Genomic DNA, 20,493 nt, shown 5'->3' on the forward strand with positions numbered 1-20,493 from the left:
TTTCAACAACAGCAAAGGGAAACTCTGATGAAGAAGAACTCCATGCGCGCGTGGTGGGCCCTGACGCCCCTCGCGCTCTCCCTGGCCGTGGCCGGTTGCGGCGGCAACAGCAACAACAACGCGCAGAACAACGCCGCACTGGTCGCGGCCATCGCCGCGATCAACGCGGCCAACCAGCCCGGCCCCACGGCCCCGCCGGCCGCCGACAACGGCTGCCAGATTCCGAACAGCGGCAGTTCCGTGGTCGTCGGCTCGGGCGACCCGGGCGATCCGGCCGCGCCGGAACCGGCGTCGGGCTATGTGCCCGGCCACAAGCTGGTCCACGCCAAGAACTACATGGTGGTCGCGAACCACCCGCTGGCCACACGCGCCGGCTGCGACGTGCTGAAAGCCGGCGGCAGCGCGGTCGATGCGGCGGTGGCGGTGCAGGCCGTGCTCGGGCTGGTCGAGCCGCAGTCGAGCGGGTTGGGTGGTGGTGCTTTCATGCTCCATTACGACGCGGCGACGAAGAAAGTGCAGGCGTACGACGGGCGTGAGACGGCGCCTGCGGCTGCCACCGAGAACTACCTGCGCTATGTGGACGATGCCACCGACACCAGCGCGCCCGTGCCCAGCGCGCGCTGGAGCGGCCGTTCCATCGGTACGCCCGGTGCCGTACGCATGCTCGACATCGCTTATCAAGACCACGGCAAGCTGCCCTGGAAAGACCTGTTCGGCTACGGGATCACGCTCGCGTCCGACGGCTTCCTGATCGGCGGACGCATGGCGACCGCCATTGCGGGCTCCGCGACACACCTGAAGCGCGACGCCGACGCCACTTCCTACTTCTTCAACGCCGACGGCACGCCGAAGGCGCTGGGCACCAAGCTCACGAACCCGGCCTATGCCCGGACGCTGAACGCCATCGCCACACAGGGCGCCAACGCCTTCTACACGGGCGACATCGCCAAGAGCATCGTCGACAAGATCGGTGTCACCACAGCGGCCAGCGACGGCTCGGCCATCACGCCCGGCAAGACCACGCTGGCCGACCTGGCCAACTACAAGGCCAAGCGCCGCGATCCGGTATGCGGCACCTATCGCGACTACTACGTGTGCGGCATGTCGCCGCCTTCCTCGGGCGGCATCGCGGTGATGCAGACGCTCGGCATCCTCGAGACCTTCAATCTCGGCCTGCACAAGCCGACCGCCATCGACCTCGAAGGCGGCAAGCCGAGCGTGATGGGCGTGCACCTGGTGAGTGAGGCCGAGCGCCTGGCGTACGCCGACCGCGAAAAGTACGTGGCCGACACCGACTTCGTCCCGCTGCCGTACGGCTCGATCGACTCCCTGATTAACAAGCCCTACCTGCAGGGCCGTGCCAGCCTCATCAGTCTGGCGAAGAGCATGGGCACCGCCCAGCCCGGCGATCTTGGCGACGTTCCGCTCGGCATCGACAAGACCGAAGAGTACGGCACCACGCACTTCACCATCGTCGACAAGCAGGGCAATGTGGTCGTGATGACCACCACGGTGGAAGGCGGCATGGGGTCGGCCCACATGACGCAGGGCTTCCTGCTGAACAACCAGCTGACCGATTTCTCGGACGAACCGTACGGCAAGCCCCCGCAGACCTACAAGGTTGCCAACCGCGTCGCGCCGGGCAAGCGTCCGCGCAGCTCGATGGCGCCGACGCTGGTGTTCAGGAAGAACGCCGACGGCAGCATGGGCGAGTTTGTGATGGGCACCGGCTCGCCCGGCGGCAGCAACATCATCCAGTACGTGGTGAAGACGCTGGTCGGCGCGCTGGACTGGGGGCTGGATGCGCAACAGGCCACGTCGCTGGTCGACTTCGGGGCTCCCAACTCCGTGACCACCAACGTCGGCGGCGAGCACCCGAATGTCGACGAGACCAACTCGGGCCTCAACGACCCGCTGGTCGCCGGGCTGATCGGGCTGGGTCACAAGGTGTCTGTGACCCCGCAGTCCAGCGGCGTGAGCACAATCATTCGCACGAACGTCGGCGGCCAGCCCGTGCTGACCGGCGGCGCAGACCCGCGCCGCGAAGGCATCGTGCTGGGCGACAGCTTCACGCCCTGAACGACCAAGGGCCGGCGCAGCCTTCGCTGCGCCGGCCCTTCGGCCTGATCACTTCGCTCTATCTACTTCGCGACTTCCGACACCAGCCGGTACAGGAACTCGCGCCCGTCGTACAGCCGCTGGATCTCGATGCGTTCATCGAGCCCGTGCGCGCGTGCATCGGATGGCTCCAGGAACATGCCGGTCACGCCGTACATCGGGATGCCGGCGTTGCGCAGGAAGCGGCTGTCGGTGGCGCCGGTGCTCATCGCGGGCACCACGGGCACGCCGGGCCACATCTGCTGCGTGAGCGTCTCGACCGTCTTCACGAGGTCGCCGTTCAGCGGCGAGGCCGGGCTGCGCAGCGGCTTGCCCATGTTGCGCACCACGATCTTGTCGTTGCCCACGGCCTGGGTCAGCAGGCGCTCGACTTCTTCCGGATCGTCGTGCGGCAGGATGCGGCAATTGACCGTGGCCTTGGCCGATTGCGGCAGCGCGTTCTCGGCATGGCCGGCCTGCACCATCGTCGCCACGCAGGTGGTGCGCAGCTGCGCGTTGTAGGCCGGGTTGGCCGTCATGCGCTCGAGCACGCCGGCGTCGGGGTTGCCGCTGCCGATGGCGCGCATGTCGTCGGCCAGCTGGCCGGTGGCAAAGGGCGCGCTGCGTGCGAAGTACGTTTTGGTGACGTCCGCGAGCTTGATCGGGAAGGCGTAGTTGCCCAGGCGCTCCAGGCCGGCCGAGAGCGCGTAGATCGGGTTGGTCTTGGTCGGCACCGAGCTGTGGCCGCCCACGTCGCGCATCTCGAGCATGTAGGTGGTGTACATCTTCTCGGCCACCTGCATGCGGTGCAGGTTCGGCTTGCCGCCGCGCAGCTCGCCGCCGCCGCCTTCGTTGATGCCGAACTCGGCCTGCAGCAGCTCGGGCTTGTTGCTGATGAGCCAGAAGGCGCCGTTGCTCAGCGCGTCGCCGCGCTCCTCGTCGGCCGTGAGCGCCAGGATGATGTCGCGCTTGGGCTTGAAGCCCTCCTGCTTGAGCTGCCCCAGCACGGAGACCAGAGCCGCGGCCATGGCCTTGTCGTCGATGGCGCCGCGCGCCGTGAAGTAGCCGCCGGTTTCCTGCAGCTTGAAGGGGTCGGTCTTCCAGTCTTCGCGGCGGGCCTCGACCACGTCGATGTGGGCCAGCAGCAGCAGCGGCTTCTTGCTGCCGTCACCCTTGAAGCGCAGCACCAGGTTCCCCTTCTTCGGGAAGGGCTCGAAGATCTGGATGTCGCCCGCGGCGAAGCCGGCATCGACCAGCCGCTTTTCCATGGCCCGCGCCGCGGCGGTGTTGTCACCCACCGAGTGCGTGGTGTTGATCTCGATCAGCTCCTTGTAGATCTCGCGGAAGCGCTGCTGCTGCGCGGTGAGCGGCGCGGTCTGCGCCTGGGCGCCGGCGATGCCGGCCAGGGCCAGCGAGAGCGCCAGCACGCCGCGTTTGGCGACGGTCAAGGGCGAAGAAGAAAACGACGAACGGCGACGGGTCTGCATCCTCATGGTCTGGCTCTCTCCGGTGGTTGTTGTGGCGAGGGCCAGCATAGCAATCACACGGCGTTTTCGCCTGCACCTGAGCGACCGCGAAGACGGGCACACTCGCGGCCATGGGCACGCGCATGCAATGGGACATCTTCTGCAAAGTCATCGACAACCACGGCGACCTGGGCGTCTGCTGGCGCCTGGCCTGCCAGCTTGCGGCGGCGGGCGAACGCGCGCGGCTGTGGGTCGACGACCCGACGGCGCTGCACTGGATGGCGCCGGCCGGCTGCGACGGCGTGCAGGTGATCGACTGGTCCGATGCCGAAGCCGTGCGCCGCGCCGTTGCCGATTCGGTGCCTGAAGTGCTGGTCGAGGCCTTCGGGTGCGACCCGGAACCCGAGCTCGTCGCGCGATTCGCGCAGACCCCGAGCCATGCGCAGGCCTGGATCAACCTCGAGTACCTGTCGGCCGAGCCCTATGTCGAGAAGCTGCACCGACTGCCGTCGCCGGTGTTCAAGGGCCCAGGCGCCGGGCTGACGAAACGTTTCTTCTACCCGGGCTTCACGCCCGCGACCGGCGGCCTGCTGCGCGAGCCCGACCTGATGGCGCGCCAGGCGCGCTTCGACCGGGCGCGCTGGCTGGAGGCGCAGCAGATTCCCTGGCGCGAAGGTGAGCGCCTGGTCTCGCTCTTTTGTTATGAGCCGCCGGCGCTGGCCGCCCTGCTCGCCCAGCTGGCTGCCGACCCGGCGCCCACGCGCTTGCTGGTCACCGCGGGCCGGGCCGCGCACGCCGTGCAGGCGTGTGTGTCAGATCGCCCGCTCGACGGTCAAAGCTCGCTATCAATTTCATACCTCCCCTACCTCAGCCAGGCGGATTTCGATCACCTGCTGTGGGCCTGCGACCTCAACTTCGTGCGCGGCGAAGACTCGCTGGTGCGCGCGCTCTGGGCCTGCGCGCCGCTGGTCTGGCAGATCTACCCGCAGGACGACGACGCGCACCACGTCAAGCTCAATGCCTGGCTCGACTGGTTGGGCGCCCCGCCCGCGCTGCGGCTTTTTCACCACGCCTGGAACGGCTTCGGCGACCGTGCCCTGCCCCCACCCGGCCCGCTGGCGGCATGGCGCGAAACCGCCCGTGCGGCACGCGACAGGCTGCTCGCGCAGGACGATCTGCTGGCCCAACTGCGGCAGCTGGTCGCCGGAAAAAGCTAAAATAGCGGGCTTTGCGGAATTCAGCCCTGACCGCCGTGGTCCGGGACGCCTTTCGCCAAACCTGCCGCGGGACATGTACGGCGGGGCCAGATACGACGGCACACAGCGCCGAGGGCCCCGCGCACCGAGCGGCCAACATCCAGAGAACCTGATATGAAAATCGCTCAAGAAATCCGCGCCGGCAACGTCATCATGCACGGCAAGGACCCGATGGTCGTCCTGAAGACCGAATACAGCCGCGGCGGCCGCAACAGCGCCACCGTGCGCATGAAGCTCAAGAGCCTGATCGCCAACTTCAACACCGAAGTGGTCTTCAAGGCCGACGACAAGATCGACCAGATCGTGCTCGACAAGAAGGAGTGCACCTACTCCTACTTCGCCGACCCGATGTACGTCTGCATGGACACCGAGTACAACCAGTACGAAGTCGAAGCCGAGAACATGGGCGACGCCCTGAACTACCTCGAAGACGGCATGGCCGTCGAAGTGGTGTTCTATGACGGCAAGGCCATCTCGGTCGAACTGCCGACCAGCGTCGAGCGCGAAATCACCTGGACCGAGCCGGCCGTCAAGGGCGACACTTCGGGCAAGGTCATGAAGCCCGCCAAGATCGCCACCGGCTTCGAAATCGGCGTGCCGCTCTTCGTTGCACAAGGCGACAAGATCGAAATCGACACGCGCACCGGCGAATACCGCAAGCGCGTCTGATCGCGCTCGCACCCGGCTGACCACCACCCCGAAAGGCTCCGCAAGGAGCCTTTTTCGTTGGCGGGCACACCGCTTGCGTCGGCGCACAATGCCAAGTCAATTCAGCTCGACAGTTCCATGAACAACACGCACAACATTCACGACAAGCGCCTGGCCGATGCCTGGGCCACGCTGCAGTCCCATGCCGACCGGGGCCTCCCCCTGGACCCCGATCCCTCGCGCCTGGCCTTCGCCGATCCCGAGTTCTTGCTGCGCCGCGAAACGCGCGGCATCCGCATGCAGCTGGAGCTGATGAAGCCCGACCTCGAGCAGCGCGCGCACGGCATCGAGAACACGGTGGTGGTCTTCGGCAGCGCGCGCTTCCGCAGCGAAGACGAAGCCGCCGCGCTGGTCACGCAGGCCGAAGCGGCCGGCGACACGGCCGTGGCCGACCGCTGGCGCCGGCTCGCGCGCAACTCGCATTACTACGAGAAGGCGCGCACCTTCGGCAAGCTGGTCGCGCAGTACAGCGAGAAGAAGGAACCGCAGGACAAGCTCTTCGTGTGCACCGGCGGCGGCCCCGGCATCATGCAGGCGGCCAACCGCGGCGCGCACGAAGCCGGCGGCCTCTCGGTCGGCCTGGCCATCGCGCTGCCGATGGAAGAAGAAGCCAACCCCTACGTCACGCCCGCGCTGAGCTTCAAGTTCCACTACTTCGCGATCCGCAAGATGCATTTCATGATGCGTGCGAAGGCGCTGGTGGCGTTCCCCGGCGGCTTCGGCACGCTCGACGAGTTGTTCGAAGTCATCACGCTGGTGCAGACCAAGAAGTCGAAGCCGGTGCCGATCGTGCTGTTCGGTTCGGCCTACTGGAAGAAGCTGATCGACTTCGATTTCCTGGTCGACGAAGGCGTGATCTCGCCGGGCGACGTGAAGCTCTTCGAGTACGTCGACGCGCCGGAAGACGCCTGGGACGCGATCAAACGCTTCTACAAACTCTGACCGACGCGATCAGGCGTCGTCGCTGTCGTCGGGCCGCAGGGCCTGCTCGAAGAAGCGCGTGAGCGCGCGGGCGCGGCGGCGGCGGTCGGCCATGGAGTTCGCATGCGACCCCATGGCCACGGCATCGTCGGCCACGCCGTGCAATGCATTGAAGAGGATCACCGCCGTCAGCGTTGGGTCCTCGACCTCCCACACGCCCGCGGCGTCGCCCTGCGTCAGCAGGGTCACGAGCTGCGTGATGACGACGTTGTCGTTGCGCATGCGCCGGTCCTCGGGCCGGTACTCGTGGAACACGACGTCGTGCAGCGCGACGTTGTCGAGGTAGGTCTCCAGCCCCGTCTCCACCCAGGCCTTGAGCCGCGCACGGTACTTGCCCGGCGCATGGCGGTCCATCGCCTCCTGCAGGCGCCCGCAGAAGGTGTCGACGAAACGCTGCTGCAGCGCGCCGAGCATCGCCTCCTTCGACGGGAAGTACAGATAGAAGGTGCCCTTGGCCACCTGCGCACCGGCCGCAATGTCGTCGATGCTGGTGGCGGCAATGCCCTTGGTGATGAACAGCTGCTCGGCGGCGTCCATCAGCGCAACGGCGCGGGTCTGCGGCGCCTTGGTTCGGCGGCGGGCGGTGGCGGGGGTGTCGTCGGGGTTGCTGTTTGTCATGCGCGGGAACCGGCCATGGCACCGGCGCGTGCCGTGTCGATGGCGGCGCGCACCGCCGCAGCATCGAGGACCAATCCGCGCGGCGCCATCACGCGCTCGCGCAGCCAGGTCAACGCTTCGTCGGTGCGGGCGAAGGTGCTGGCAGGAATGCCGAAGAGCTTCTCGACGTTCATCTTGCTGATCTTCTCGAACTGGTCGGCGGGCACCACGCTCGCCATGCCCATCATGTGGCGACGGATGTCGGCGCCGCGCGCCTGCAACCACTGCTTGGCGCGCTGCGCACTGCCCTCGGGATGCACCAGCGCGTCGGCGTCCGCGAACACGCGCAGCGAGATGAAAGGTTCGCCGCGGTCGAGCCAGCGGTTCCAGTCTTCGGTGAAGACCTGCATGCTTTCGAGCGTCTGCAAGCCTGCGGACACGCTGATGACCAGCGGCCATTGGCTGAGTTCATGACGGACCATGAAAGTCTCCTTCGGAATCACAAGAAGGCGCCGGGCACTCCGGCGCAGGAAAGGAACGCGTACGGCGGGCATGGCGAACGGCTCCCGATTCAGGCGCGCGTGGCAGCGGCCAGCACGGTGGCACGCGGCCTGACGCGCAGCAGCAGCCCCGCCGCCACCAAACCGGCCACGCCGGCGCACGCCATCGCGGCATGGAAGCCACCCGCGAGCGCATCGCTCAAGAGCCGCTGCGCGGTGCCGGCGTCGAGCGCCGCAAGCGCGCCGAGGTCATGCCGCGAGACCGCAGCCACAGCCGCCTGCGATGCATCGGGCACACCGGCACGCGCGAGCGACTCGGTCATCAATGCGGTGGCACGCGTGCGCATCAGCGTGCCGAGCAGCGCGATGCCGATCAGCATGCCGCCCTGGCGCAGCGCGTTCATGGTCGCCGAGGCCATGCCCGAGCGCTGTGCGGGCACCGAGGCCATCACCGCCGTGCTCGTGGCCGGTACGGCCAGGCCCGCGCCCGCCCCCAGCGCCACGAAGAGCAGCGCCAGCGGCAGGTACGGCGTGTCGGCCGAGAACAGCGTCAGCAGCAGCATCGCCGCGCCGATGAGCCCGTAGCCCGCAACCATCAGCGTGTGCACATCGAAGCGGCGCGCCAGCCGGCCGAACTGCGAGGCCACGAGGCCCGTCGCCACGAACTGCGGCACCAGCCGCCAGCCGGTCTCGCTGGCCGACCAGCCCTGCACCTGCTGCAGGAACAAAGAAAAGAAGAACAGGCTCGCGTAGGTGGAAAAGCCGAGTACGAAAGAGGCAAAGTTGGTGACCGAAAAGCGCGCGTCACGGAACAGCGCCAGCGGCAGCAGCGGCCGCTCCACGCGCGCCTCCACGGCCAGGAACAGCGCCAGCCCGACACCCGCTGCCACGAGCGCGATCACCGCGTGGCGCGAGCCCCAGCCGTGTTCGCCCGCCGCGATCAGCCCGTAGGTCAGCGCGCCCAGCCAGAGCACGCTGAGCACCTGCCCCGCCGGGTCGAGCGCCGCATGCTCAGGGTGCGACGACTCGCGCAGGACCCACACGCCCAGCGCCACGGTCAGCACGCCGATCGGCAGGTTGATGAGAAAAATACTCTGCCAGCCCGCGTGGTCCACCAGCAGGCCGCCGAGCATCGGCCCGAGGATCAGTGACAGCGCAGTGAACGACGACCAGCCGCCGATCACCCGCGCGCGGCTCGCCGGCTCGGGGAAAGCGTGCGCCAGCAGCGACAGCGCGCCCGGGATCATCAGCGCGCCCGCCACGCCCTGCACCGCGCGGCCCGCGAGCAGCATGGGCAGGCCCGACGCCATCGCACACATCGCCGAGCCCACGGTGAAGACCACCACGCCGGCCAGCCAGGCGCGCTTGCGGCCGTAGCGGTCGCCGAGGGGCCCGGCCGACAGCATGAAGGCCGACAGGCACAGCGCATAAATGTCGATCACCCACTGCAGCCCGGCCAGGTCGGTCGCGAGCGCGCGCTGCAGCGTGGGCAGCGCGACGTTGACGATGCTCACGTCGAGCGTGGCAATGAAGCTGCCGAGGTAGACCGCCGCCACCAGGGCCAGGCGGCGGCGCGGGTCGGCAGCCGCCGACGGGGAATGGGAGTCCATGGACGCCTTCGGGTCAGAAACGAAGAAGGCGCCGATACTGACTTTGGGTCAGTATTTTGTCAATCAAATGAGAATTGCTGTCATTTGCAACATGGGATTCAGGCCGCCGTCAGGCGCCCTCCCGTGCACGTCAGAGCTTCAATCCCCAGGTCGCTTTCGCGCCCAGCGCCAGCACGCCGCCCACCACCCAGAACACGCCGGTGATGCCGATCAGCGCACCGAGCGAGCCGAACAGCATCGGCATCGCGACGCTCGATGCGTTGATCGTCATGAGCCGCAGCCCCAGCGCCTCGCCATGCCGCGCATGCGGCGTGATCTGGTGCAGCATGCTCATCACCATCGGTTGCACGGCGCCGAGCGCGAAGCCCAGGATCACGGAGCAGATGCCCATGGTCCATGGCGAATCCAGCAACGGGTAGACGGCGAACACGGCGGCCGTGACGACGGTCGAGCTCAGGATCACGCTGCGTTCCGACGCGCGCGATGCGATCAGCGGCAGCACCACGCGGATGACCGCCGCCGCGATCGCGAAGGCGCCGAGGATGGAACCGATCACCGAAGCGCTGATGCCGCGGTCGTGGCCCAGCACCGGCAGCACGAAGGCATGCACATCCCAGCTCGACGACTGCAGCCAGTTCACGAACAGCAGGCGGCGGAACATCGGCTCGCGCAGCAGGTCCCAAGCCCGCGTGGGCGCGGCGCCCGGTACCGGCGGCACCCGTGGCGGCTCGTGCGCGCCGCGCGCCAGCAGCCAGCACAACAGCGGCAGGAAAGCCATCACGGCGAAGCAGATGCGAAACGCCAGCAGGTCGGCCGGCGCGCGGCCGGCGTGGTCGATCAGCATGCCGGCGAGGAAGGGCCCGACGAAGTTCGCCGCGGCCGGTGCGATGGCCAGCCAACTGAACACGCGCTTGAGTTGCGTCGGATCGGTGGCCGAGCGGCCCACGTGCCGCTGCAGCGCGATGACGGTCGCGCCGGTGGCGCCGCCGGTCAGCAATGCGGCGATGCACACGACCGGAAACACCGGAAAGACCAGCGCCAGCCCTGCCCCGCCCGAGGCCGCGATCACCGACAGCCACAGCGGGCGCTTGAGCCCATGCCGGTCGGCAAAGCGCCCGGCCGGGAGCGCGAGAAACACCTGGGTCAGCGCGAACAGCGCGATCAGCAGGCCGACGGCCGCTGCGCTGTAGCCTTGCTGCAGCGCGAGCAGCGGAGTAGCGAGCCGCATGCCCGCCATCGTGGCGTGCAAACAGACCTGCGCCACGATGACGCGCAGCAGTTCAGAACCTTTCACGGGGTGTCGTCGCCCTCGCTGTCAGCGTCGGCAACGGGCGGCAGCAACGCCTCGGACTGCGCCTCGGGCAAGGCCTCGACCTTGCGCAGCGCCAGCCGCATCTGCTTGGCGCGCGTGTCGGCCTTGTCGATGGTGTCGGAGGCCTTGGCCACCTGTTCCTTGATGCGCGCCACCCATTCGCCATAGCGCTCGAATTCGGTCTTGACCGCGCCGAGCACCTTCCAGACTTCAGAGGCCTGACGCTCCAGTGCCAGTGTGCGAAAGCCCATGTGCAGGCTGTTGAGCATGGCGAGCAAGGTGGTCGGGCCGGCCAGCGTCACGCGGTGCTGACGTTGAATGGCGTCCATCAGGCCGGGGCGGCGCAGCACCTCGGCGTAAAGGCTTTCGACCGGCAGGAAGAGGATGGCGAAGTCGGTGGTGTGCGGCGCCGCGAGGTAGTTCTCGGCGATCGATTTGGCCTCGGTGCGAATGCGCGCTTCGAGCGCCTTGGCCGCGGCCTCGGCGCCGGCGGCATCGGCGCGCTCGTGGGCGTCGATGAGGCGTTCGTAGTCGTCGCGCGGAAACTTGGCATCGATCGGCAGCCACACCGGCGCGCCGTCGTCGCCGCGCCCCGGAAAGCGGATCGCGAAGTCGACACGCTGGCCGCTGCGCGGCTTGGTCTCGATCTGGCGCGCGTACTGCTCGGGCGTGAGCACCTGCTCGAGCAGCGCCTCGAGCTGCACCTCGCCGAATACGCCGCGCGTCTTCACGTTGGTCAGCACGCGCTGCAGGCTGCCGACGCCGACGGCCAGCGTCTGCATCTCGCCCAGGCCCTTGTGCACCTGCTCGAGCCGGTCGGCCACCTGCTTGAAGCTCTCGCCCAGTCGCGCTTCGAGCGTGCTCTGCAGCTTCTCGTCGACGGTCTTGCGCATCTCGTCGAGCTTGGCGGCATTGCTCTGCTGCAGCTGCGCGAGCTGGGTTTCCATGGTCGTACGCACTTCGGCGAGGCGGCGTGCGTTCGATTCGCTCAGGCCCTGCAGTTGGGTGTTCAGCGTGTCGGCCAGGGTTTTCTGCAGCGAGGCGAGCTGCAGCGAAAAGGCGTCGAGCTGCGCGTTCTGCGTGCGCGTGGCCTCGGCGCCCTGTTGCGTCAATGACTGCTGGAAGGTGGCGAACGCCTGCGCGGTTTCCTGGCGTGCACCGCGCGAGTTCTCTCCGATCTCGCGGCGCAGTTCGCGTTCGGTGCGCTCGTTGGCGTTGCCCATCGCGGCAAGCACGCCCAGCATCTCGCTGTGATCAGGTGCGGGTTGCCGGCGGGCCAGCAGCCAGATGACCAGCACCAGCTGCACCACGGCGAGTGCGGCCAGTACAAGAAGAATCAATTCCGTCAGTTCCAAGGTGGGGGCGTGTCGCTCTCGCGGTCAGATGTCAGGTTACTTCGCGGCCGATGGCACCGGCGTGACCGGCGTCAGCGCGCCCTTGCCGCTGCCCCAGGCGATGAGGTTGTCGGCCGCCAGGTCGGCCATCGCACGGCGCGTGGGCACGGTGGCGCTGGCGATGTGCGGCGTGAGCACCACGTTGGGCACGGTCAGCAGGTCGGGGTGGACCTTGGGCTCGCCCTCGAACACGTCGAGGCCGGCGGCGGCGATGCGCTTTTCGCGCAGCGCCACGGCCAGCGCGGCGTCGTCGACGATGCCGCCGCGCGCGATGTTGATCAGCGTGGCGGTCGGCTTCATGAGCGCGATCTCGGCCGCGCCGATGGTGTGGTGCGACGCCGGCGAGTACGGCACGACCAGCACGACGTGGTCGGCGGTCTTGAGCAGCTCTTCCTTGCCGACGTAGCGGGCCTTGCATTCGGCTTCGAGCGCGGCGTCGAGGCGCGAACGGTTGTGATAGATCACGTTCATGCCGAAGCCGTGTGCGCCACGCTTGGCAATGCCCTGCCCGATGCGGCCCATGCCGATGATGCCGAGCGTGGACCCGTGGATGTCGGAGCCGGCGAACATGTCGTAGCTCCACTTTTCCCACTTGCCGGCGCGCAGGAAGTGTTCGCTCTCGGTGATGCGGCGCGCGGTGGCCATGAGCAGCGCAAAGCCGAAGTCGGCCGTGGTCTCGGTCAGCACGTCGGGCGCGTTGGTGCCCAGCACGCCGCGCGCGGCCATGGCATCGACGTCGAAGTTGTTGTAGCCCACGGCCATGTTGGCGCAGATCTTCAGCTCGGGGCAGGCGTCGAGCACGGCGGCATCGATGCGCTCGCTGCCGGTAGTGAAGGCGCCCTGCTTGCCTTGCAGCTTCGCGATCAGTTGGTCCTTGCTCCAAGTTTCATCGGCCTGGTTCGACTCGACCTCGAAATGCTGCGCGAGGCGCGCGAGGGTCTCGGGGAACACCGCGCGCGCGACCAGGATCTTGGGCTTGCTGCTGCTCATGGAACGTGTCTCTTTCTTGAACGTGTGGGAAGGATCAGACGAAGAAGATGAAGGTGGTCAGCACGAACAGCGGAATCAGGATCGCGCCCGACCACAGCATGTAGCCGAAGAAGCTGGGCATGCGCACGCCGCGGCTTTCGGCGATGGCCTTGACCATCAGGTTCGGCGCGTTGCCGATGTAGGTGTTCGCGCCCATGAACACGGCGCCGGCCGAGATGGCGGCCAGCGTGGTCGCATAGGTGGTCATGAGCGCCACCGGGTCGCCGCCCGCCGTGTTGAAGAACACGAGGTAGGTGGGCGCGTTGTCCAGGAACGAGCTCAGGATGCCGGTGGCCCAGAAGTACATGGCCGGGTCGGGCTGGCCGTCGGCGCGCGTCACGGCAGCGACGATGGCGCCGAACGGGCCCTGCGTGCCGGCCTTGAGCATGGCGATCACCGGGATGATGGTCAGGAAAATGCCGGCGAAGAGCTTGGCCACCTCGGCCATCGGGCCCCACTCGAACTGGTTGTCGGCGTGCACCTTGGGCGCGGTGATCTTCAGCGACAGCAGCGTGAGGGCAATGAGGCCCACGTCGCGCACCAGCCCCGGCAGGCCCATCTTGGAGCCGTAGATGTCGAAGGTGACCGGCGACTTCCAGAAGCCGCTGATCAGCACCAGGGCGACCACGCCGCCCAGCAGCACGAAGTTGATGGCGCCGTCGAAGCCGATGCGCTTGGTGTCGGGCGTCGGGTCGACCGGCAGCACGCCTTCCTTGCGGTAGTAATAGCGGTCGATCAGGTAGAACAGCACGAGCAGCACGGCCAGAATGAACAGCGTGTCGGGCAGGATGTGCTTGGCGGTCCAGAAGAAGTCGACGCCCTTCAGGAAGCCCAGGAACAGCGGCGGATCGCCCAGCGGCGTGAGCGAACCGCCCGCGTTCGAGACGATGAAGATGAAAAACACGACCACGTGCGCGCGGTTCGCCCGGTTGTCGTTGGCGCGGATCAGCGGGCGAATCAGCAGCATCGAGGCGCCCGTGGTGCCCATGAAGCTCGCGAGCACCGCGCCGATGGCCAGGATCGCCGTGTTGAGCCCCGGCGCCCCATGCAGGTTGCCCCGGATGTGGATGCCACCGGCCACCGTGAACAGCGCGGTGAGCAGGATGATGAAGGGGATGTATTCCTCGACCAGCGCATGCACCGTCTGCGCCCCGGCCAGCGGCGCGCCGTAGATCGCCGCGAACGGCAGCAGGAAAGCCAGCGACCAGGCCGCCGACACCTTGCCGTAGTGGTGATGCCAGAACGACGGCACCAGCAACGGCATGAGCGCGATCGACAGCAGGATGCCCGCGAAGGGCACGCCCCACAGCGGCGACAGAGTGGCGCCGTTGAATTCGGCGGCCGACGCGAGGGCAGGAAACATCAGCGGCAACAGTGCGGCCGCGGCCAGTCGGAGGGGGTTTTTCATGGGGCTGTACCGTACCAGACGAAGTGCCGTACGGGGGTCGGTACAGGGTTCACGCGGGGGGTTGTTCGATCTCGAACACCTGGCGCAGGTAGGCCAGGTATTTCTCGTCCTCGCACATGTTCTTGGACGGCGTATCCGACAGCTTGGCCACCGGCTGGTCATTGCACTGGATCATCTTGATGACGATCTGCAGCGGCTCGTAGCCGAGGTCGTTCGTGAGGTTGGTGCCGATGCCGAAGGCCAGCAGGCAGCGGCCGCGGAACTGCTGGTACAGCTCGATGGTTCGCGGCACCGTGAGGCCGTCGCTGAAGATCAGCGTCTTGGTGAGCGGATCGACCCGGTTCGCGTGGTAGTGCGCCAGCATGCGCTCGCCCCACTGGAACGGGTCGCCGCTGTCGTGGCGCGCGCCGTCGAAGAGCTTGCAGAAGTACAGGTCGAAGTCGCGCAGGAAGGCGCTCATGCCGTACACGTCGGACAGCGCAATGCCCAGGTCGCCGCGGTATTCACGCGCCCAGCTCTCGAAGCCGAAGATCTGGCTGTCACGCAGCCGCGGGCCCAGGGCCTGGCAGGCCTGCAGGTACTCGTGCGCCATGGTGCCCAGCGGAATGAGGCCGAGCTTCATGGCGTACAGCACGTTGCTGGTGCCCGCCAGCTGCGGCAGGTGTTCGCCGGCGGGCGACTTGGCCGGCGGCGAGACCACGGCGCCGAGCCGTTGCGTCAGCGTGCGCAACACTTCTTCGTGCCAGTCTTTGGAGAAGCGGCGGCGCGTGCCGTAGTCGGCAATCTTGAGGTCGCCCAGGCCGGCCTCTTGCAGCTGGCTGATCTTGAGATCGAGGCGGCGGCGGCCTTCTTCGAAGTCGGGGTTCTTCTGCGTGTTGCGAAAGTAGACCTCGTTCACGATGGCCAGCACCGGGATCTCGAACAGGATGGTGTGCAGCCACGGCCCCTTGATGCGGATCTCGAGCTCGCCCGAGGGCTGGGGGATGACGTTGATGTACTTCTCGTTGAGCCTGAACAGGCCCAGGAAGTCGACGAAGTCGCTCTTGATGAAGCGCATCGAGCGCAGGTAGGCCAGTTCGGCGTCGCGGAACTGCAGCGAGCACAGGCTGCGGATCTCGTCGCGGATCTGGCCCGCGAACTGCGCGAGGTTGACGCCGGGGTTGCGGCACTTGAAGCGGTACTCGACCCGCGCCCCCGGAAAGTGGTGCAGGACCACCTGCATCATCGTGAACTTGTAGAGGTCGGTGTCGAGCAGGCTGTGAATGATCATGGTGCGCGGTGTCTCGGGTCTCTGGCTGCGGGGTCCGTTCCATTATCACGGCCCGAGTCGGCCTCTGCCTACGATGGCCGCTCTGCACGTCCTACCGGCAGGGGGAATCACTCACGCGACATTGATTTCACGGCGGCGGCAAGTTCCGCCGGGTCATCACTCTTACGCAAGGAGATTCGCATGAACAAGGACACCATCGAAGGCAACTGGAAGCAGCTCAAGGGCAAGGTCAAGGAGCAGTGGGGCAAGCTGACCGACGACGACTTCGACGTCATCGCAGGCAAGCGCGACCAGCTGCTGGGCCGCATCCAGGAACGCCACGGCATCAGCCGCGACGAGGCCGAGAAGCAGGTGAAGGATTGGGAATCTCGCGACGGCCGCTCGCCCGACGCGCTCTGGTACGAGAAGTACTGAGAACCCACGAACGCGCCCTGCGCTCTTGCCTCATTCACCGCAAAGGACACACACCATGAAAAAACAGCACCTCGCCATCCTCGCCCTTGCTTCCACCTGCTTCGTCGCCGGCCAGGCCGGCGCGATGACCAAGGACGAGTACAAGGTCGCCAAGGAAAAGGTCGAAGCCGACTACAAGCTCGCCAAGACCCAGTGCGACACGATGAAGGACAACGCCAAGGACGTCTGCCAGAAGGAAGCCAAGGGCAAGGAAGAAGTGGCCAAGGCCGAACTGGAGCAGCAGTACCAGCCGAGCGACAGCCATGCCCGCAAGGTGGCCGAAGAGAAAGTGAAGGCCGCCTATGAAGTCGCGAAGGAAAAGTGCGACGACCAGCAGGGCGAAGCCAAGGCTGCGTGCGTGAAGCAGGCCAAGGCCGACGAGGCCCAGGGCAAGGCCGATATCAAGGCCATGAAGAAGACGATGTAAGCGGGGCCTGCCCCACCCACGACGGCGCCCGCGGGCGCCGTTTTTCTTGGGCGCTCAGGCGCGCAGCGAATCGACCACCTGCTGCAGCGCCTCGGGCAACGGCACCGGCCGCTGCGTCGCGCGGTCGACGTACACGTGCACGAAGTGCCCCTGCGCGGCGGCGGTGTCGGCGCCCTCGGCGAACAGCGCGATCTCGTAGCGCACACTCGAACGGCCCGCCTGCGCGACGCGGATGCCGGCCTCCACCGTCTGAGGGAACGCCACCGGCGCGAAGTAGTTGCACTGCGTCTCGACCACGAAGCCGATGGTCTGGCCGCCGTGGATGTCGAGCGCGCCGCGCTCGATGAGCAGCGCGTTCACCGCGGTGTCGAACCAGCTGTAGTAGACGACGTTGTTGACGTGGCCGTACATGTCGTTGTCGGCCCAGCGCGTCGGGATGCTGCGAAACGCCCGGTAGGCGCTGCGGGTGTGGGGCGTGGGCTTGGGCTTGGGGTGGGTGTCGGATTCGGGGCGCTCATCGCGCGGCATTTTGCCAGCGGCGCCAGTAGTCCAGCGCCACACGGAAGGTGCCCAACTGCACCTGCACGGTCTCGGCGATGTCGCTGGCGTAGCCGCCGGCCATCGCGAAGGCGGTCGGGATGCGGCGCTGCCAGGTCCAGTCGAACACGCGGCGATCGCGCGCCTCCAGGCCGTCGAAGCTCAACTTAAGCCGGCCGAGCCGATCGCGCTCGAAGGGGTCGGCGCCAGCCAGGTAGATCACGAGGCCGGGCGAAAAACGGCGGTCGAGTTCGTCGAGCGCGTTCTCCAGCGCCGCGAGGTAGTCGGTGTCGCCGCAGCCGTCGGGCAGTTCCACGTCGAGGTCGCTCGCCTCCTTGCGGAACGGGAAATTCTTCTGGCCGTGCACCGACAGCGTGAACACGCTCGGGTCGCCCTGGAAGATGCAGGCCGTGCCGTTGCCCTGGTGCACGTCGAGATCGATCATCGCCACCCTGAGCAGCCGGCCGGTGCGGGCCTGCTCGGCCTGCATGAGCCGCGCCGCCACCGCCGCGTCGTTGAAGACGCAGAAGCCGCTGCCCTTGTCGGCGTAGGCGTGGTGCGTGCCGCCCGCCATGTTGGCCGACACGCCGCCCGCGAAGGCCGCGCGGCAGGCGGCGATGGTGGCGCCGGTGGAACGGCGCGAGCGCTCGACCATCGCCTCGCTCCAGGGAAAGCCGATCTCGCGCATGGCCTGCGGGCTCACGCGGCCTTCGCTGACGGCGGCGATCCATTCGGGCGTGTGGGCCAGCGCCAGCTCGTCGTCGGTGGCGCGCGGGGCCGGGTCCATCTCGACAGCCGGCAGCTGCTCCTGCAGGCGGTCGCGCAGCATCGCGTAGCGCGACATGGGAAAGCGGTGGCCCGGCGGCAAAGGCAGCACGAACTGCCCGGAATAGAAAGCACGCATGACCGCATTCTGGCCGTGCAGGCCGGATTTAGAAGGCCGCTTCTAAATTGCTGCACAGCAGCAAAAAGCACTTGATCGCTGCGTTCAGCTGCCTATACTTCAGGTCATGCTGCACCGCAACATGAACGACGAGGCGCAGCGCAACGTGAATCGACCACCCCATCATCCTTTCTGGAGATCTCAAATGGCCCTGACCGCTGACCAAATCCTCGCCGCTCAAAAAGCAAACCTCGAAACCCTGTTCGGCCTGACCACCAAGGCTTTCGAAGGCGTTGAAAAGCTGGTCGAACTGAACGTGACCGCCTCCAAGGCCGCCCTGACCGAAGCCCAGAGCACCGCTCAAGCTGCCCTGAACGTCAAGGACGCCCAAGAGCTGCTGACGCTGCAAGCCAGCCTGTTCCAGCCCCTGGCCGAAAAGACCGCTGCCTACAGCCGTCACCTGTACGACATCGCCCAAGGCACCAGCACCGAATTCTCGAAGGCTTTCGAAGCCAAGGCCGCTGAAGCCCAGCAAGCCTTCGTCGGCCTCGTCGACAGCGCTTCCAAGAACGCCCCCGCCGGTTCGGAAACCGCCGTCGCCGTGCTGAAGAGCGCCGTGGCTGCCGCCAACAACGCTTTCGAATCGGTCCAGAAGGCCGTCAAGCAAGCGTCGGACGTCGCCGAAGCCAACTTCAACGCCGTGTCGACCCAAGCCGTCGCCGCTGCCAAGACGGCCACCGCTTCGCGCAAGCGCTAAGCACCGACCACCACCAGTTGTCTCCTTGGGTCCTCACGGATCCAATTCAGGGCCTCGTCTCACGACGAGGCCTTTTTTTTCGTCCGGCGGCGTCTTCGATAATGCAGGTCTCATTTCTGGAGACTCTCAATGCAAATCGACGGCAAGGTTTTTATCGTGACCGGTGGCGCTTCGGGCCTCGGCGAAGGCACGGCGCGCATGCTGGCCGCCAACGGCGCCAAGGTGGTCATCGCCGACATGCAGGCTGACAAGGGCGAAGCCGTTGCGAAGGAAATCGGCGGCGTGTTCGTCAAGTGCGACGTGAGCCAGGAAGCCGACGGCCAGGCCGTGGTGGCTGCTGCCGTCAAGCTCGGCAAGCTGATGGGCCTCGTCAACTGCGCCGGCATCGCACCGGCCGAAAAGACCGTGGGCAAGAACGGCCCGCACGCGCTGGCCGTGTTCAGCAAGACCGTCACGGTCAACCTGATCGGCAGCTTCAACATGATCCGCCTGGCGGCCGACGCCATGGGCAAGAACGAGCCCGAGGCCACCGGCGAACGCGGCGTGCTGATTTCGACCGCCTCGGTCGCGGCCTACGACGGCCAGATCGGCCAGGCCGCCTACAGCGCCTCGAAGGGCGGCGTGGTCGGCATGACCCTGCCCATCGCCCGCGACCTCGCGCGCAGCGGCATCCGCAACATGACCATCGCCCCCGGCATCTTCGGCACGCCCATGCTGTTCGGCATGCCGCAAGAGGTGCAGGACGCGCTGGCCGCCAGCGTGCCCTTCCCGTCGCGCCTGGGCACGCCCGACGATTACGCCAAGCTGGCCAAGCACATCATCGAGAACGACATGCTCAACGGCGAGGTGATTCGTCTGGACGGAGCGATTCGATTGGCCCCTCGCTGACCTCGGACGCCGGCAGCTTCGTGCTGCCGGTGCGGTCCAGGCGCTCGTAGTTCGCGATCACCTGGGCCCCGAGCAGCACCAGCATGGCGGCGATTTCCAGGCTCAGCAGCACCACGATCGCCGTGGTGAGCGAGCCGTAAACGATGTTCACCTGCGACAGCGTCGAGAAATACCAGATCAGCACGCGCCGCGTGGCCTCCCACAAGAGCGCAGCGGTCACGCCGCCCAGCAGCGCATGCCGCAACGACATGCGCCCGGCCGGCATCACGAGGTACAGCGAGGTCAGCATGAAGATCTCGCCGCCCAGCCCCAGCAGGTACAGCAACACCCCCGAAATGCCCGACAGCGACCAGCTGCGCCCCAGCAGGTCGACGCTTTCCTGCCCCACGAGTTGCAGCGCGCCCGACACCAGCGTGACCAGCAACAGCCCCGCGCACAGGCTCAGGATGTAGAGGTACGGCATCGCCACCGACACGAGAAAGTGGCGCTTGTGATCGTCCTTGCGGTGATGAAAGATCACCGCCATCGCGCTTTCGAGCACGCTGAATGCCAGTGAGCTGAAGAAAATCATCGTCACCAGCAGCACGGGCCCAAGCACCGAGCGGTGGTCCAGGAAGCTCGACAGCTCGGCCACGATGGCTTTCGACTGGCCCGGCAGCAGCCATTCGAGGTAGCGCCCGATGGTGCGCAGCAGCTCGGCCTGGTCGATCACGTGCGACAGCGCCATCACGCTCACGATCAGCAGCGGCACGATGGACAGCAGCGCGTAGTAGGCGACCGCTCCCGCCAGCAGCAACCCCTGGTTGGCACGGAAGTCCTTGAGCGCGCCCCAGACGAAGCGCAGCGGATGGCGCAGCAGCGGCGCGGCGTGTTGCAAAGGCAGGGGCGTCTTCATGCGTGATGTGGATTTGCGGCGGGGT

20 protein-coding genes are annotated in these 20,493 nt (G+C 67.1%); 8 read left to right on the forward strand and 12 right to left on the reverse strand.

The features are described from left to right. The first annotated feature begins 27 nt into the window (after nucleotides 1-27). Nucleotides 28-2,079 (forward strand): gamma-glutamyltransferase, encoded by a 2,052-nt coding sequence (gene ggt, locus GFK26_RS29590; RefSeq protein ID WP_228121806.1) that lies wholly within the window; start codon nucleotides 28-30, stop codon nucleotides 2,077-2,079. Nucleotides 2,080-2,141: 62 nt separating this feature from the next. Here ggt and GFK26_RS29595 read toward each other — a convergent pair whose 3' ends face one another. Beyond that, complete coding sequence (locus GFK26_RS29595) at nucleotides 2,142-3,590, reverse strand: M20/M25/M40 family metallo-hydrolase (RefSeq protein ID WP_153285097.1); 1,449 nt, start codon at nucleotides 3,588-3,590, stop codon at nucleotides 2,142-2,144. A 104-nt stretch (nucleotides 3,591-3,694) separates the two neighbouring features. Between GFK26_RS29595 and earP the strand changes: the two genes are divergently transcribed. From earP to GFK26_RS29610, 3 genes are all read left to right on the forward strand, one after another. Then, complete coding sequence (gene earP, locus GFK26_RS29600) at nucleotides 3,695-4,780, forward strand: elongation factor P maturation arginine rhamnosyltransferase EarP (RefSeq protein ID WP_153285098.1); 1,086 nt, start codon at nucleotides 3,695-3,697, stop codon at nucleotides 4,778-4,780. A gap of 153 nt (nucleotides 4,781-4,933) precedes the next feature. Beyond that, nucleotides 4,934-5,488, forward strand: a complete 555-nt coding sequence (gene efp / locus GFK26_RS29605; protein ID WP_093011949.1) for an elongation factor P — start codon at nucleotides 4,934-4,936, stop codon at nucleotides 5,486-5,488. 117 nt (nucleotides 5,489-5,605) lie between these two features. After that, nucleotides 5,606-6,469: a TIGR00730 family Rossman fold protein gene (locus GFK26_RS29610; RefSeq protein ID WP_153285099.1), complete on the forward strand. Its 864-nt coding sequence runs from the start codon at nucleotides 5,606-5,608 to the stop codon at nucleotides 6,467-6,469. Between the two features lie 9 nt (nucleotides 6,470-6,478). Here the strand turns inward: GFK26_RS29610 and GFK26_RS29615 are convergent, their stop codons facing one another. The 8 genes from GFK26_RS29615 to pncB form a co-directional block, all read right to left on the reverse strand. Next, the gene (locus GFK26_RS29615; protein WP_153285100.1) at nucleotides 6,479-7,126 is read right to left on the reverse strand and encodes a TetR/AcrR family transcriptional regulator; all 648 of its coding nucleotides are present in this window, start codon (nucleotides 7,124-7,126) and stop codon (nucleotides 6,479-6,481) included. Beyond that, a complete protein-coding gene (locus GFK26_RS29620; RefSeq protein WP_153285101.1) occupies nucleotides 7,123-7,587 on the reverse strand; it encodes a hypothetical protein in 465 nt (154 codons plus the stop codon). The genes GFK26_RS29615 and GFK26_RS29620 overlap by 4 nt, the downstream gene beginning before the upstream one ends. An 89-nt stretch (nucleotides 7,588-7,676) precedes the next feature. Continuing rightward, nucleotides 7,677-9,215, reverse strand: a complete 1,539-nt coding sequence (locus GFK26_RS29625; protein WP_153285102.1) for a DHA2 family efflux MFS transporter permease subunit — start codon at nucleotides 9,213-9,215, stop codon at nucleotides 7,677-7,679. Nucleotides 9,216-9,345: 130 nt separating this feature from the next. Continuing rightward, nucleotides 9,346-10,509 carry an MFS transporter gene (locus GFK26_RS29630; RefSeq protein WP_153285103.1) on the reverse strand — a complete coding sequence of 388 codons (1,164 nt, stop codon included), beginning with the start codon at nucleotides 10,507-10,509 and terminating at the stop codon, nucleotides 9,346-9,348. After that, nucleotides 10,506-11,876: a DNA recombination protein RmuC gene (locus tag GFK26_RS29635; RefSeq protein ID WP_153286148.1), complete on the reverse strand. Its 1,371-nt coding sequence runs from the start codon at nucleotides 11,874-11,876 to the stop codon at nucleotides 10,506-10,508. The genes GFK26_RS29630 and GFK26_RS29635 overlap by 4 nt, the downstream gene beginning before the upstream one ends. Before the next feature lie 42 nt (nucleotides 11,877-11,918). Next, nucleotides 11,919-12,911 carry a 2-hydroxyacid dehydrogenase gene (locus GFK26_RS29640; protein ID WP_153285104.1) on the reverse strand — a complete coding sequence of 331 codons (993 nt, stop codon included), beginning with the start codon at nucleotides 12,909-12,911 and terminating at the stop codon, nucleotides 11,919-11,921. Nucleotides 12,912-12,945: 34 nt separating this feature from the next. After that, complete coding sequence (locus tag GFK26_RS29645; protein ID WP_153285105.1) at nucleotides 12,946-14,358, reverse strand: sodium:proton antiporter; 1,413 nt, start codon at nucleotides 14,356-14,358, stop codon at nucleotides 12,946-12,948. Nucleotides 14,359-14,407: 49 nt separating this feature from the next. Then, nucleotides 14,408-15,628 (reverse strand): nicotinate phosphoribosyltransferase, encoded by a 1,221-nt coding sequence (pncB, locus tag GFK26_RS29650; RefSeq protein ID WP_153285106.1) that lies wholly within the window; start codon nucleotides 15,626-15,628, stop codon nucleotides 14,408-14,410. A gap of 180 nt (nucleotides 15,629-15,808) precedes the next feature. On the opposite strand from pncB, the gene GFK26_RS29655 reads away from it, so the two are divergent. Then, complete coding sequence (locus GFK26_RS29655) at nucleotides 15,809-16,042, forward strand: CsbD family protein (RefSeq protein ID WP_153285107.1); 234 nt, start codon at nucleotides 15,809-15,811, stop codon at nucleotides 16,040-16,042. A gap of 55 nt (nucleotides 16,043-16,097) precedes the next feature. Next, on the forward strand, nucleotides 16,098-16,508 hold the full coding sequence (locus GFK26_RS29660) for a hypothetical protein (protein ID WP_153285108.1): 411 nt from the start codon (nucleotides 16,098-16,100) through the stop codon (nucleotides 16,506-16,508). A 54-nt stretch (nucleotides 16,509-16,562) separates the two neighbouring features. Here the strand turns inward: GFK26_RS29660 and GFK26_RS29665 are convergent, their stop codons facing one another. Both GFK26_RS29665 and GFK26_RS29670 read right to left on the reverse strand, forming a co-directional pair. Then, complete coding sequence (locus tag GFK26_RS29665) at nucleotides 16,563-17,036, reverse strand: acyl-CoA thioesterase (protein WP_153285109.1); 474 nt, start codon at nucleotides 17,034-17,036, stop codon at nucleotides 16,563-16,565. Continuing rightward, the gene (locus tag GFK26_RS29670) at nucleotides 17,023-17,949 is read right to left on the reverse strand and encodes a histone deacetylase (RefSeq protein ID WP_153285110.1); all 927 of its coding nucleotides are present in this window, start codon (nucleotides 17,947-17,949) and stop codon (nucleotides 17,023-17,025) included. Before GFK26_RS29670 ends, GFK26_RS29665 begins: the two co-directional genes overlap by 14 nt. Nucleotides 17,950-18,133: 184 nt before the next feature. Here GFK26_RS29670 and GFK26_RS29675 point away from each other — a divergent pair, with 184 nt between their 5' ends. Further along, nucleotides 18,134-18,685, forward strand: coding sequence for a phasin family protein (locus GFK26_RS29675; protein ID WP_095950673.1), 552 nt, complete (start codon nucleotides 18,134-18,136; stop codon nucleotides 18,683-18,685). A 129-nt stretch (nucleotides 18,686-18,814) separates the two neighbouring features. Further along, nucleotides 18,815-19,573, forward strand: a complete 759-nt coding sequence (locus tag GFK26_RS29680; protein ID WP_153285111.1) for a 3-hydroxyacyl-CoA dehydrogenase — start codon at nucleotides 18,815-18,817, stop codon at nucleotides 19,571-19,573. On the opposite strand, the gene GFK26_RS29685 is transcribed toward GFK26_RS29680, so the two are convergent. Continuing rightward, entirely contained in the window at nucleotides 19,521-20,468 is a 948-nt protein-coding gene (locus GFK26_RS29685; protein ID WP_153285112.1) for a YihY/virulence factor BrkB family protein, read from the reverse strand. The genes GFK26_RS29680 and GFK26_RS29685 overlap by 53 nt on opposite strands. Nucleotides 20,469-20,493 lie beyond the last annotated feature (25 nt).

It is taken from the genome of Variovorax paradoxus, assembly GCF_009498455.1.
GTDB classification, from domain to species: domain Bacteria; phylum Pseudomonadota; class Gammaproteobacteria; order Burkholderiales; family Burkholderiaceae_C; genus Variovorax; species Variovorax paradoxus_H.